Consider the following 12353-nt stretch of genomic DNA (forward strand, 5'->3'; position numbering starts at 1 on the left):
GGGACCCTCAACCCACCCGGCACCGCAGCCCGGAGTTGCATCGGCCGAGCGGCCGACCTGAGGCCCCCGGGGCAGTCAGGGCAGAGCGCGCCGGGTCCCTCGATCCGCCCTCCTGTGCGGGGAGAGCGGAAGATCGTATTGCTGGTTATTCTGGACTAGACCACTGCTGTCTGTCCATGCTTATGCGCGGATAGGCTAATCGACCTGTCCGGGTAGGCTCGCACCGTGCCCTCCATGAACGACCTCGTCCACCAGCACACCGCGCTCGATGATTCCGATCTCGAGTGGCTGCACCTGCTGGTCTCGGAGTGGCAGCTGCTCTCCGACCTCTCCTTCGCCGATCTCGTCCTGTGGGTCCCGACCAGCGATGGGACCCGGTATGTCTCGGTCGCGCAGATGCGGCCCAACACCGGGCCCACCTCCTATCAGGACGATATGGTCGGCCATCTCGTTCCCCGTGGCCGCCGCCCCATGCTGGACGCCGCCCTCGACGAGGGCCGTATCGTCCGCGAAGGGGATCCCGAGTGGCGCGAGGAGGTGCCGGTCCGGGTCGAGTCGATCCCGGTCCGGCGGGACGGCCGGGTCCTCGGTGTGATCGCCCGGAACACCAATCTGCTGACCGTACGGACCCCCAGCCGGCTGGAGCTCACCTATCTCCAGAGCGCGTCCGACCTCGCCCAGATGATCGCTGCCGGATCGTTTCCCTTCCCCGGGCAGCAGGTCGACATGGACGCCTCGCCGCGCGCGGGCGACGGGCTGATCCGGCTGGACGCGGACGGTGTGGTCCAGTACGCCAGCCCCAACGCCCTGTCCGCGTACCACCGGCTCGGCCTCGCCGCCGACCTCGTCGGCCACCATCTGGGCCAGACCACGGCCGAACTCGCCCCGGTGCGCGGCCCGGTGGACGAGGCGCTGGTCAAACTCGCCAGCGGCTGGGCGCCGCGGGAGTTCGAGGTGGAGGGCGGCGACGGGGTCATCCAGCTCCGGGCCATTCCGCTCAAGCCCAAGGGGCTGCACATCGGCTCGCTGGTGCTGCTCCGGGACGTCACCGAACTGCGCCGCCGCGAGCGCGAGCTGATCACCAAGGACGCCACCATCCGGGAGATCCATCACCGGGTGAAGAACAATCTGCAGACGGTGGCCGCGCTGCTGCGGCTGCAGGCGCGGCGGATGGACTCCGCACAGGGGCGGGAGGCGCTCAACGAGGCGGTGCGCAGGGTCGGTTCGATCGCGATCGTCCACGAGACCCTGTCCCAGAACCTCGATGAGCGGGTCGAATTCGACGACATAGCCGACCGGGTGCTGGCCATGGTGGCCGAGATATCACCCGGCAAGGTGACCGGCCGGCGCACCGGCCGCTTCGGCATTCTCGACGCCGAGGTCGCCACCCCGCTGGCGATGGTGCTCACCGAGGTGCTGCAGAACGCGCTGGAGCATGGCTTCGGACCGGGGGAGCAGGGCACGGTCGAGGTCTCGGCGGTACGCGGCGGCAGCGGTGAGGACAGCCGGCTGATGGTGATCGTCCAGGACAACGGGCGCGGGCTGCCCGAGGGGTTCGACCCCCAACGGGCCGGGAATCTAGGGCTCCAGATCGTCCGCACCCTGGTGGAGGGGGAGCTGGGCGGGACGTTCGACATGGTGCCCGCGCCGGAGCGCGGCACCCGCGTCATCCTCGACTTCCCGGTCCGGGCCGAAAAGCACTGAGCCCCGGACCGGTTGGTCCGGGGCTCAAAGCTCACGTTGCTGTGCGCATCGGGGTTACTGCGCGCTGCGGCTCGGGGGCCACGGGGTGTGGGCGTCAGGCGCTGGCGTTGCGTGCCCGGTTGCGAGCGGCACGGCGCTTCATCGCGCGGCGCTCGTCCTCACTGAGTCCACCCCAGACGCCGGAGTCCTGGCCGGACTCAAGCGCCCACTGCAGGCACTGCTCCATGACGGGGCAGCGGCGGCAGACGGCCTTGGCTTCCTCGATCTGCAGCAGCGCAGGACCGGTGTTGCCGATGGGGAAGAACAGCTCGGGGTCTTCCTCGCGGCAAACGGCGTTGTGACGCCAGTCCATGGCTGCTCCATCTCCTCGTATTGCGGGCTCATTGCTTGTGAATGTGAACGCTTTCACGAATCCCCCCACAAGGGTAGGGACGCCGACCAGTTGGGGCTGGTGCTGTCCCGTGGAATGTGGAGGGGGTTCGGGCTCTCAAGGGGGTCTTCTGAAGGCCGTCCCGATCGCCAAGAAGAGACTCGCAAACCTCGGCGGCGGATACAACCCCTTCCGAAAAGTTTTTTTTGATTCCTTGGTGTCGGCTGTATCACAGCCGTACTTCCCGGGGGTGGATCCCAGCCTAAACGTTCGACTGTAAGGACTTTATGCGGTCTCACTCACACAATCACACGCAGTGCACGGCGTACGCCTGTGAACGTCACGCTCGTACGCAGTCCCAGATGGTCACCGTCCATCTGGAACGGCAGTGGCGCCTGGGATTGCAAGGTGAAGTCGGTCAGATCGTGGAGCGATACGGCGTGCCTACCGCGGGGCCCGCGCTCGGGCGACGACATCAGCAGCTGAGTCGCGTAGCGGGTCACCGCCGACGTCGACAGCTTGGTGAGTCCCAGCACGTCAAGGGCGGTGTCAAAGGACGCCCGGGGCGATGCGTAGACCGGGCGGTTGCCCAGATAGGTCCAGGGGGCGGTATTGCAGACTATCGACAGCGCCAGTTCCTTGATCGGGTCCTGGCCCGGCCGCTGAAGGGTGATGGTGCCGTGCCGTCGATGCGGCTCCCCGAGGAACTGCCGCACCATCTGCCGTATATAGAGGGCATGGGTCGAGCGCTTGCCCCGTTCGCGCTGCTGTTCGACCCGGCCGATGACGCTCGCGTCGAAGCCGAGGCCCGCGCAGAAGGTGAACCAGCGGGCCGGAACCGCCTCGTCCGCGGTGCCCGGAGTGCCCGCCGCGAGCCCGAGGCCCACGGTGCGCTCGGTGCCGTCCCGCAGCGCGTCCAGCAGCGCGCCGGTCGCCTCGACGGCGTCATTGGGCAGGCCGAGCGCGCGGGCGAAGACATTGGTGGAGCCACCGGGGACCACCGCGAGGCGGGGCAGCTCGCGCGGGGCGGGACCGTTGTGCAGCAGTCCGTTGACGACCTCGTTGACCGTGCCGTCGCCGCCGAGGGCGACGACCAGCTCATGGGTGCCGCCGTCGACCGCGCGACGGGCCAGATCGCGTGCGTGCCCCCGGTACTCCGTGGTCGCCACATCGAGCTTCAGATCGCTGGCGAGCGCGTGGATCAGGACGTCACGGGTGCGGGCACTGGTGGTGGTTGCTGCCGGATTGACCACGAGGAGTGCGCGCATGCGCGCCAGCCTACCCATCCGGGACGACCACCCCTAACCCCCGGGTGCGCCCCGAGGGCCCGCACGGCGGCTAGGCTGCCGGGGTGAGCAGTAAGAAGTCCGCTACCGCCAAGAAGGCCGCACCCGCCTCCGAGACCGACGCCGCCCCCGCCGGGCCCCGTCCGGCCCGGCTGACCGCGGCCTCGGTGCTCGCCGCCGTCGAGGGCGTGGTGCTCCTGGGTTTCGGCGTCTATGTGCTGATCATGGGGCTGACCGGAGACCCGGAGAGCCCGCAGCAGGCGGAGATGCTCGGCGTCACCGTGCTCGCGCTCGCGGCCCTGCCCCTGGCCGCGGCCCGCGGGCTGTGGCGGCGCCGCCGCTGGAGCCGCGGCCCTGCGATGATCACCCAGCTGATGGCGCTGCCGGTGGCCTGGACGCTCGTACAGAACGGTGGCGCACTGCTCGCCGCCGGAGTGGCCACCGCCCTCGCCGCCCTCGCCGCCCTGGCGCTGCTGATCAATCCGACGGCGACCGAGGCGCTGGGCATCGGCCCGCGCGACGCGTAGGCGCAGCGGGTGCCCGGGACGGGCCCCGGGCACCGCTCACTACTCCTCGACGAGCAGCTTGTCCCGCAGCTGCGCCAGCGTGCGGGCCAGCAGCCGTGAGACATGCATCTGGGAGATGCCGACCTCCTGCGCGATCTGCGACTGCGTCATATTGCCGAAGAAGCGCAGCAGCAGGATCTTCTTCTCGCGCGGTGGCAGATCCTCCAGCAGCGGTTTGAGAGACTCGCGGTACTCGACGCCCTCCAGCGCCTCGTCCTCCGCGCCGAGGGTGTCGGCGACCGCCGGGGACTCGTCGTCCGTGTCCGGCACATCCAGGGACAGGGTGCTGTAGGCGTTGGCGGACTCCAGCCCCTCCAGCACCTCCTCCTCGGAGATGGTCAGATGCTGGGCCAGCTCATGCACGGTCGGCGCGCGGCCGTGCCGCTGGGAGAGCTCCGCGGTGGCCGTGGTCAGCGACAGCCGCAGCTCCTGCAGCCGGCGCGGCACCCGCACCGCCCAGCCCTTGTCGCGGAAGTGCCGCTTGATCTCGCCGACGACCGTGGGGGTCGCATACGTCGAGAACTCCACCCCGCGGTCCGGGTCGAACCGGTCCACGGACTTGATCAGCCCGATGGTGGCGACCTGGGTCAGGTCGTCCAGCGGCTCGCCCCGGTTGCGGAAGCGCCGCGCCAGGTGCTCGACCAGCGGCAGATGCATTCGCACGAGGCTGTTGCGCAGCTCGGCCCGCTCGGAGGAGCCCTCCGGAAGCCGTCGCAGCTCGAAGAACATCGCCCGCGCGCCGGTCCGGTCGTGCGGATCGTGTTGCTGACGCACCTGCTCGTGCTCGTGCTGATCCATGTGGTCCGCCCGCTCTGGTCGGTCTCCTGCCGCCTCCGAGTCCGCGGGATGCGGCCGGGCCGGCGGGTGCGGGATGGCCGGGGTACGCACTCCCCGCGATGATGCAGTGCTCACGGAGCCCCCTCGTTCCGTCACGGCTGTCCGGGGCCGGCGCCGCGCTCCTTGTACAGGCTGATGCTGACCGTACGGTCCTCGGCCACGGTCGAATCCACCTTGCCCGCCAGTGCGGAGAGCACCGTCCAGGCGAAGGTGTCGCGCTCGGGGGCGCGGCCGTCGGTGGTGGGAGCCGAGACGGTCACCTGCAGTGCGTCGTCGATCAAGCGGAAGACGCAGCTCAGCACACTGCCGGGCACGGCTTGCTGCAGCAGGATCGCGCATGCCTCGTCGACGGCGATACGCAGATCCTCGATCTCGTCGAGGGTGAAGTCCAAGCGGGCTGCGAGGCCGGCGGTCGCCGTACGCAGCACCGACAGATAGGCACCCGCAGCGGGCAGCCGGACTTCGACGAAGTCCTGGGTCCCGGGCTCGCCTGCGATCTGGGACACCCTCACCTCCAAGGTGACACAAGCTGGTTGAGCTGAGCTGATTGGAGCGTCGGCCGTGAACCCTTATGGTGGAGGATGGACGGACCGGCGCTATGTGTGGTTCGGCTGCGACGCTATCGCGATCTGCGGCTCGGTGTCGCCCGGACGAAGCACGGCCCCCGTCACGGGTGAAACCCTGACCCGAAGGTTCCCGATATTACTCATAGTAAGCACATGAGTACACAGCGTGGCTAGGGGTCTGCGGTCTCAATTCGAAAGAGATGTCGCCTCACTCAACGAACCGCTGGTCGCAGCAGTGCCCGATCCCTGGGCGGCCAGCGCTCGCAGCGGCTCTCCCGCCAGTCTGCGCACCGTCCACTCGTCCATCGGCTCGGCGCCCAGCGAGGCGTAGAAGCCGATCGCCGGCTCGTTCCAGTCGAGCACCGACCATTCGAAGCGGGCATAACCCCGCTCCACGCAGATCCGCGCCAACTCGGCCAGGAGCGCCTTGCCGTGGCCGCCGCCGCGGGCCCGCGGGGTGACATACAGATCCTCCAGATACACGCCATGGGTGCCCGTCCAGGTGGAGAAGTTACGGAACCACAGGGCGAAGCCCACCGGCTCGGCGGGCTCCCCGGCCTCCTCGGCGATCAGCGCGAAGACCGCGGGATGCGCCCCGAAGAGCGCCTCGCGCAGCTGCTCCTCGGTGGCCCTCGCCTCCCTCGGCGCCCGTTCGTACGCCGCCAGCTCGCGGATCATCGCATGGATCGCCGGGACATCGGACGGCTTCGCTGATCGGATCATGTGTGAAGGCTACGGGCCGCACCGACAAAACGGCAGGGCTCCCTCCCCTACACGATGAGCCGGTCCACATAGCACCAGCGCCACTCCTCACCGGGTTCGAAGCTGCGGATCACCGGATGGCCGGTCTCCTCGAAGTGCCGGGTCGCGTGCTGGTGCGTCGAGGAGTCGCAGCAGCCGACATGGCCGCACTCCAGACACAGCCGCAGCTGCACGGGGTGGCTGCCGACCGCCAGACACTTCGGACAGGTGTCGGTCAGCGGCTCCGGCTCGGAGCGCGGCAGGCCGAGAACATGCGCACACTCGCTCATGATTGCCAGACTAAGCCAACCGAACGGGGACGGGACGGGCCTGGCCGATGGACGTATTGCCGTTGTTGATGCTGGTCGCGGGCAGCGCGGCAGTCGCCGGCGCGGCCCGCCGGACCCCGGTGCCCGCGCCGCTGCTGCTGGTCACGGCCGGGCTGATGGCCTCGTATGTGCCGGGGGTGCCCGACTACACGCTCGACCCCCACATCGTGCTGCCCCTGGTGCTGCCGCCGCTGCTGCACACTGCAGCGCTCGAGAGCTCCTATCTGGACCTGCGCGCCAATCTACGGCCCATCGCCCTGCTCTCGGTCGGCTATGTCCTCTTCGCGACGGTCGCGGTCGGCTGGATCGCCCATCTGCTGATGCCGGATCTGCCGTTGCCCGCCGCCCTGGTGCTGGGCGCGGTGGTCGCCCCTCCGGACGCCGTGGCCGCCACCGCCATCGGCCGGCGCGTCGGGCTGCCCTCCCGGCTGACGACGCTTCTGCAGGGTGAATCCCTGGTCAACGACGCGACGGCGATCACCGCGTACCGGGTGGCGCTGGCCGCGGCGGTGGGGGAGGGGGCCACCTGGGTCGACGGGGTCCGGGAGTTCGTCCTCGCGGCCGTCGGCGGGGTCGGGGTCGGGCTGGTCCTGATGGTGCCGCTGCACTGGCTGCGCACCCGGCTGCGCGACCCACTGCTGAAGAACACCCTCTCGCTGCTCATCCCCTTCGTCGCGTACGCGGCCGCCGAGCAGGTCCAGGCGTCGGGCGTGCTGGCGGTCGTGGTGGTCGCGCTCTACCTCGGACACCACTCCTGGCAGGTCGACTTCGCGACCCGGCTCCAGGAGGCCGCGGTGTGGCGGGTGATCGCCTTCGTCCTGGAGTCGGCGGTCTTCGCGCTGATCGGGCTGCAATTGCGGGTCGTGGTGCGGGCCCTGAGGGAGTACGGGGCGGGGGAGGCGGCCTGGTACGCGGCCGTCGTCTTCCTGGCCGTGGTGGTGGTGCGCTTCATCTGGGTCTTCCCGGCGACCTTCCTGCCCCGCATGCTCTCCGGACGGATCCGCGAGCGCGAGCCGGAGACCGACTGGAGAGCGCCGGTCATCGTCGGCTGGGCCGGGATGCGCGGCGTGGTCTCACTGGCCATCGCCTTCTCGATCCCTGAGACGGTGCACGGCGGGGCGCCCTTCCCGGCCCGCAATCTGATCCTCTTCGTGACCTTCACCACCGTCATCGGGACGCTGGTCATCCAGGGCCTCACCCTGCCGGCCCTGATCCGGCGGCTCGGGATGCCCGGCCGCGATCTGCGGGCCGAGACGCTCGCGGAGGCGCAGGCGCAGAGCGCGGCGTCCCAGGCCGCCGAGCGCCGGCTCGACGAACTCCTCGCCGATGAGCGCAACGCCCTGCCGCCGCCGCTCGAAGAGCGGCTGCGCTCGGTGCTGGAGCGGCGCCGTAACGCGGTCTGGGAACGGCTCGGCGCGGTCAACGAGGTGACCGGCGAATCGGTGGACGACACCTATCGCAGGCTGGCCCGGGAGGTGATCGACAGCGAGCGGGAGGTGTTCGTGAAGCTGCGGGACGCACGGCAGATCGACGACGAGATGCTGCGGACGCTGCTGCGGAGGCTGGATCTGGAGGAGGCCGCGGCCTACCGGGAGGGGGCCCCGGAGGACGGGGACTGAGCCCCGCCCTCCCTCGATCACCTCAGCCCGGTATCACGTCATCCCGATCACGTCATCCCGATCACTTCAGCCGCTCATGGATCCGCGCGCGCATCGCGTCCATGGTGAAGCCGCGCGGGTCGACCTTGCCCGGCTGCCATTCGAGGTGGCCGATCACCGAGCGCTCCGTCCAGCCGTGGTAGCGGCAGACCGCCGCCGCGGCCCGCGCGATCGCCTCCAGCTGGGCCTGTGGCCACGGGTCCTCGCCGTCCCCGAGGTTCTCGCATTCGAAGCCGTAGAAGGCGCGATTGCCATCGGTGTTCGCCTCGTTGTCCGGCGGCAGCGCCTTTTCGGCGATCACCGCGCGCAGCACGTCGTCATCGCCGAGCCCCGCGTGATTGGCGCGGCCGTAGCCGACCAGGTGCACTCGGCCGTCCTTGGCGATCACGCCGTGGCACAGCGGGCCGGGCAGCCCCTCGAAGCCGTCCCGGCAGATTTCCACGGTCAGCTCGGTGCCCGAGGTGACGGTGTGGTGGATCATCACTCCGTGGACCGGGCCCCACGGCCCCTTGTGGTTTCTGTTGTGATGCCGCCAGTCGCCGACCTGCTCCACCCGCAGCCCCTCGTCCTTCAGTGCCGCCAGGAAGTCCCCCGCGGACATGGGTGAGGCCATGACCGCCTCCGTCCTCATCGTGCGGCGGGCCCCGGTCGCGGCCCGCCCGTGTCACTGCTTGCTTACCCATCGCACACCTATCAACACATGGGGTGATGAACGCGCGGCTGCGGATATCGTGCGTCTGATCCGCTCGACGACGCGCAGGAGAACCACGGCACCATGGACTACCAGGCAGTACTCGACGAGGTCGCGGCCCATGTGGAGCCGGAGATCGGCCGGGGACAGCCGGCCCAGTACATTCCGGCGCTCGCCTCGGTGGACCCGGGCCGCTTCGGGATGGCCCTCGCGGGCGTCGAAGGCGGCGTCACCGGCGTCGGCGACTGGGAGCACCCGTTCTCCGTGCAGAGCATCTCCAAGGCGTTCAGCCTCGCGCTCGTCCTCGCGCAGGACGGTGCGAAGCTCTGGCGGCGGGTCGGCCGGGAGCCGTCGGGCAACCCCTTCAACTCCCTGGTGCAGCTGGAGTACGAGAACGGCATCCCGCGCAATCCGTTCATCAACGCCGGCGCGCTCGTCGTCACCGACCGGCTGCACACCCTGACCGGCGACGCCAGCACCACCATGCTGGACTTCCTGCGCGCCGAGAGCGGCAACCCCGACCTGGCCTTCGATCGGGCCGTCGCCGAGTCCGAGTCCGCTCATGGCGACCGTAATGCCGCCCTCGCCCACTTCATGGCCAGCTACGGCAACCTCGACAACCCCGTCCCGACCGTTCTCGAGCACTACTTCTGGCAGTGCTCGATCGAGATGAGCTGCCGCGACCTGGCCCTGGCCGGCGGCTTCCTGGCCCGCCACGGGCTGCGCGCCGATGGCTCCCGGCTGCTGTCGGGGCGCGAGGCGAAGCGGGTCAACGCGGTCATGCTCACCTGCGGTACGTACGACGCGGCGGGCGACTTCGCCTACCGCGTCGGGCTGCCCGGCAAGAGCGGCGTCGGTGGCGGCATCGTCGCGGTGGTACCGGGCCGCTGCGCGCTGTGTGTCTGGAGCCCCGGGCTGGACTCGCGCGGTAATTCGGTGGCCGGGGTGGCGGCGCTGGACCACTTCACCACGCTGACGGGGTGGTCGGTCTTCTAAGGTGGCGTCCGGCGTGGGGCGGCGGGACCATGGTGAGTAGTGGTGGTGAGCAGGAGGTGAACCGCCATGCTGCATGAGATGCGCGCCGAATACGAGGAGGGCAGCTCCGGGAGGGTCGCGGGCGCCCCGGTCAAGATCTGGCACATGGTCCGCGGCAACGGCACGACCGCGATGTGTGGACGGGAACTGGCCCCGGACGCGCAGACGCAGGCGGCCGACCTGTGGGCCACGGACGATTCGGGCCCCTTCTGCCACTCCTGCGGTGCGATGTATCTGCGCGAGGTCCCTTGAGCGGGTATCGGGAGCGGAGGTCGCGGCTCGGTGGTGGCGCGGTTGTGTGGACCCGTACGGCCGGGGCCGGGGAGCAGCGGGTGCTGCCGGACGGCTGTACGGATCTGATCTGGAGCGACACGGGACCCGCGGGCGAGCTCCTCGTCGCCGGCCCCGACACCCACCCCCACCTGGCCTCCGCCCCGCCCGGCAGCCACTATGTGGGCCTGCGCTTCGCCCCCGGGGCCGGGCCCGCCGTGCTCGGTGTGCCCGCCCATGAGCTGCGGAATCTGCGGGTGCCGTTGGCCGCGCTGTGGCCGGAGGCGCAGGTGCGGAGGGTCCGGGAGCGGCTGGCGGAGGCCGGTGGCGGCGGCCGTGGCTTCGCGGGCCGCGTCCTGGAGGAGGCCGCCCTGGGCCGTCTGCGTGACGCGGAACCTCCCGACCCGGCGCTGGGCGCGGTCGTCGCGGGGCTGATGGGCGGAGCGAGCGTGTCCGAGGTCGCCGCCACGGTGGGTCTGAGCGAGCGCCAACTCCACCGCCGCTCCCTCGCGGCCTTCGGCTACGGCCCCAAGACGCTGACCCGTGTGCTGAGGCTGAACCGGGCGCTGACGCTCGCGCGGGGCGGTGTCCCGTACGCGGAGGTGGCGCTGGTGGCGGGTTACGCGGACCAGGCGCACCTGGCGCGGGAGGTCAGGGCGCTGGCCGGGCTGCCGCTGAGCCGACTGCTGGCATAGGGGCACACCGGGCCGTGGCCGGGCCCGGCCGCGGTGGGCGTGGGGTCAGGGGGACAGCGGGGCGAAGAGGTCCACGGCGTTGCCGTCCGGGTCGAGGACCACCGCGTAGCGCTGCCCCCAGAACGCATCCCACGGCTCCTTCTCTCCCCGCACCCCCGCCCGCACCAGCTCCGCGTAGGTCTTGTCGACATCGGCCGGGCTGTCGCAGGCGAAGGCCATCCCCACCCGGTTGGAGCCGCTCGGCGGGGTCCAGTCGGGGTCGAAGGAGCGGATCGTCTCGACGGTGTCCCAGAGCAGGCGGTATCCGCCCGGCAGCGGCGCCTCGGCGTGCGGCTGGGTGTCGGCCTCGGCGGGGATGTCCAGGCCGAGGCGGCGGTAGAAGGCGAGCGAGGCGGCCATGTCCGCGACGACCAGGCCGATCGCGTCGAATCGTGGTGTCATGCGGGCAGCCTAGGCACCGCCACGGCCGCCGGTCTTGAACGAATCGGACGTCAGGGGCAGCGGATGACCTGCCCGGCGTACGACAGATTGCCGCCGAAGCCGAAGAGCAGCACGGGGTCGCCGGCCCCGACCTCCCCGCGTTCGGCGAGCTTGGAGAGGGCCAGCGGAATGCTGGCGGCCGAGGTGTTGCCGGACTCGACGACATCGCGCGCGATGACCGCGTTCACGGCGCCGAGCTTCCGCGCGACCGGCTCGATGATCCGCAGATTGGCCTGGTGGAGGACGACCCCGGCCAGATCCTCCGGCCCGATCCCGGCCCGTTCGCAGACCTCCCGCGCGATGGGCGGCAGCTGGGTGGTGGCCCAGCGGTAGACGGACTGGCCCTCCTGGGAGAAGCGGGGCGGCGTGCCCTCGATACGGACGGCGTGGCCCATCTCCGGGACCGAGCCCCACACCACCGGGCCGATGCCCGGCTCCTCGGAGGCGACGACCACGGCCGCGCCCGCGCCGTCGCCGACCAGCACACAGGTGGAGCGGTCGGTCCAGTCGGCGGCCTCGGTGAACTTGTCGGCGCCGATGACCAGCGCCGCGGTGGCGGACCCGGCCCGCATGGCGTGGTCGGCGGTGGCGAGGGCGTGGGTGAAGCCCGCGCACACCACATTGACGTCCATGGCGGCGGGGCGGGTCAGGCCGAGCCGGGCGGCGACGCGGGCCGCCATATTGGGGCTGCGGTCGATCGCCGTGGAGGTCGCGACGAGCACGAGGTCGATGTCGGAGGGGGAGAGCCCGCTGTGGGCCAGCGCCTTGGCGGCGGCGGCCGCGGCCATCTCGTCGACCGTCTCGTCAGGGCGCGCGATATGGCGGGTGCGGATGCCCACCCGGCTGCGGATCCACTCGTCGCTGGTGTCGACCATGGCCGCGAGGTCGTCGTTGGTGAGCACCCTCGCGGGCTGGTAGTGGCCGAGCGCCAGTACGCGTGATCCGGTCATCGGGTATCCCCTTCGCGCGGGTGTCGGTGTCGACGTATTTCGCGTCCTTCGCGTAGGTGCCGACGCACAGTCTGCGGTGTGTCCAGTCTTGAGGGGAACCGACGTGCCGTGCGCGCGGGTACTCACCAATCTTCCACCCCGAGATCTGGAGCTTTCGGCCTTTCCTCATCCGGCG

The 12353-nt window shown here is 70.6% G+C and carries 15 protein-coding genes; 6 read left to right on the forward strand and 9 right to left on the reverse strand.

The genetic code is table 11. The features are described 5' to 3' along the window. Positions 1–234: 234 nt before the first annotated feature. Entirely contained in the window at positions 235–1704 is a 1470-nt protein-coding gene (locus tag ABZS71_RS00890; protein ID WP_356206394.1) for a PAS domain-containing sensor histidine kinase, read from the forward strand. A 94-nt stretch (positions 1705–1798) separates the two neighbouring features. Here the strand turns inward: ABZS71_RS00890 and ABZS71_RS00895 are convergent, their stop codons facing one another. After that, the gene (locus tag ABZS71_RS00895; protein ID WP_003953983.1) at positions 1799–2056 is read right to left on the reverse strand and encodes a WhiB family transcriptional regulator; all 258 of its coding nucleotides are present in this window, start codon (positions 2054–2056) and stop codon (positions 1799–1801) included. Positions 2057–2373: 317 nt separating this feature from the next. Next, positions 2374–3342, reverse strand: coding sequence for a diacylglycerol kinase family protein (locus ABZS71_RS00900; RefSeq protein WP_355851513.1), 969 nt, complete (start codon positions 3340–3342; stop codon positions 2374–2376). An 83-nt stretch (positions 3343–3425) separates the two neighbouring features. On the opposite strand from ABZS71_RS00900, the gene ABZS71_RS00905 reads away from it, so the two are divergent. After that, entirely contained in the window at positions 3426–3887 is a 462-nt protein-coding gene (locus tag ABZS71_RS00905) for a hypothetical protein (protein ID WP_356206396.1), read from the forward strand. A 39-nt stretch (positions 3888–3926) separates the two neighbouring features. On the opposite strand, the gene ABZS71_RS00910 is transcribed toward ABZS71_RS00905, so the two are convergent. From ABZS71_RS00910 to ABZS71_RS00925, 4 genes are all read right to left on the reverse strand, one after another. Further along, positions 3927–4814, reverse strand: coding sequence for an RNA polymerase sigma factor SigF (locus ABZS71_RS00910; RefSeq protein WP_355851570.1), 888 nt, complete (start codon positions 4812–4814; stop codon positions 3927–3929). Positions 4815–4855: 41 nt separating this feature from the next. Continuing rightward, positions 4856–5269: an anti-sigma regulatory factor gene (locus ABZS71_RS00915; RefSeq protein ID WP_176180706.1), complete on the reverse strand. Its 414-nt coding sequence runs from the start codon at positions 5267–5269 to the stop codon at positions 4856–4858. Positions 5270–5515: 246 nt separating this feature from the next. Further along, positions 5516–6052, reverse strand: a complete 537-nt coding sequence (locus ABZS71_RS00920) for a GNAT family N-acetyltransferase (protein ID WP_355851520.1) — start codon at positions 6050–6052, stop codon at positions 5516–5518. A 47-nt stretch (positions 6053–6099) separates the two neighbouring features. Then, the gene (locus tag ABZS71_RS00925) at positions 6100–6360 is read right to left on the reverse strand and encodes a UBP-type zinc finger domain-containing protein (RefSeq protein WP_355851523.1); all 261 of its coding nucleotides are present in this window, start codon (positions 6358–6360) and stop codon (positions 6100–6102) included. Between the two features lie 47 nt (positions 6361–6407). Between ABZS71_RS00925 and ABZS71_RS00930 the strand changes: the two genes are divergently transcribed. Continuing rightward, positions 6408–8018, forward strand: coding sequence for a Na+/H+ antiporter (locus ABZS71_RS00930; RefSeq protein ID WP_355851526.1), 1611 nt, complete (start codon positions 6408–6410; stop codon positions 8016–8018). 61 nt (positions 8019–8079) lie between these two features. On the opposite strand, the gene ABZS71_RS00935 is transcribed toward ABZS71_RS00930, so the two are convergent. Then, on the reverse strand, positions 8080–8670 hold the full coding sequence (locus tag ABZS71_RS00935) for an N-acetylmuramoyl-L-alanine amidase (protein ID WP_355851529.1): 591 nt from the start codon (positions 8668–8670) through the stop codon (positions 8080–8082). 162 nt (positions 8671–8832) lie between these two features. Between ABZS71_RS00935 and ABZS71_RS00940 the strand changes: the two genes are divergently transcribed. From ABZS71_RS00940 to ABZS71_RS00950, 3 genes are all read left to right on the forward strand, one after another. Beyond that, a complete protein-coding gene (locus ABZS71_RS00940) occupies positions 8833–9744 on the forward strand; it encodes a glutaminase (RefSeq protein WP_355851532.1) in 912 nt (303 codons plus the stop codon). A gap of 66 nt (positions 9745–9810) precedes the next feature. Then, positions 9811–10035: a hypothetical protein gene (locus ABZS71_RS00945; RefSeq protein ID WP_355851535.1), complete on the forward strand. Its 225-nt coding sequence runs from the start codon at positions 9811–9813 to the stop codon at positions 10033–10035. Between the two features lie 44 nt (positions 10036–10079). Beyond that, positions 10080–10748, forward strand: a complete 669-nt coding sequence (locus tag ABZS71_RS00950) for a helix-turn-helix transcriptional regulator (RefSeq protein WP_356206398.1) — start codon at positions 10080–10082, stop codon at positions 10746–10748. A 45-nt stretch (positions 10749–10793) separates the two neighbouring features. Here the strand turns inward: ABZS71_RS00950 and ABZS71_RS00955 are convergent, their stop codons facing one another. Beyond that, a complete protein-coding gene (locus ABZS71_RS00955; RefSeq protein WP_355859489.1) occupies positions 10794–11189 on the reverse strand; it encodes a VOC family protein in 396 nt (131 codons plus the stop codon). Between the two features lie 50 nt (positions 11190–11239). Next, positions 11240–12178: a beta-ketoacyl-ACP synthase III gene (locus ABZS71_RS00960; protein ID WP_355859491.1), complete on the reverse strand. Its 939-nt coding sequence runs from the start codon at positions 12176–12178 to the stop codon at positions 11240–11242. Positions 12179–12353 lie beyond the last annotated feature (175 nt).

Origin of the sequence: Streptomyces sp. NPDC005393 (assembly GCF_040606675.1) — a bacterium.
Taxonomy (GTDB): Bacteria; Actinomycetota; Actinomycetes; order Streptomycetales; family Streptomycetaceae; genus Streptomyces.

Coding starts and splice junctions, on each gene's coding strand:
- ABZS71_RS00930 (WP_355851526.1), top strand. CDS start 6,408: ATGGACGTATTGCCGTTGTTGATGCTGGTCGCGGGCAGCGCGGCAGTC.
- ABZS71_RS00945 (WP_355851535.1), top strand. CDS start 9,811: ATGCTGCATGAGATGCGCGCCGAATACGAGGAGGGCAGCTCCGGGAGG.
- ABZS71_RS00895 (WP_003953983.1), bottom strand. CDS start 2,056: ATGGACTGGCGTCACAACGCCGTTTGCCGCGAGGAAGACCCCGAGCTG.
- ABZS71_RS00960 (WP_355859491.1), bottom strand. CDS start 12,178: ATGACCGGATCACGCGTACTGGCGCTCGGCCACTACCAGCCCGCGAGG.
- ABZS71_RS00935 (WP_355851529.1), bottom strand. CDS start 8,670: ATGGCCTCACCCATGTCCGCGGGGGACTTCCTGGCGGCACTGAAGGAC.
- ABZS71_RS00955 (WP_355859489.1), bottom strand. CDS start 11,189: ATGACACCACGATTCGACGCGATCGGCCTGGTCGTCGCGGACATGGCC.
- ABZS71_RS00920 (WP_355851520.1), bottom strand. CDS start 6,052: ATGATCCGATCAGCGAAGCCGTCCGATGTCCCGGCGATCCATGCGATG.
- ABZS71_RS00890 (WP_356206394.1), top strand. CDS start 235: ATGAACGACCTCGTCCACCAGCACACCGCGCTCGATGATTCCGATCTC.
- ABZS71_RS00940 (WP_355851532.1), top strand. CDS start 8,833: ATGGACTACCAGGCAGTACTCGACGAGGTCGCGGCCCATGTGGAGCCG.
- ABZS71_RS00900 (WP_355851513.1), bottom strand. CDS start 3,342: ATGCGCGCACTCCTCGTGGTCAATCCGGCAGCAACCACCACCAGTGCC.
- ABZS71_RS00925 (WP_355851523.1), bottom strand. CDS start 6,360: ATGAGCGAGTGTGCGCATGTTCTCGGCCTGCCGCGCTCCGAGCCGGAG.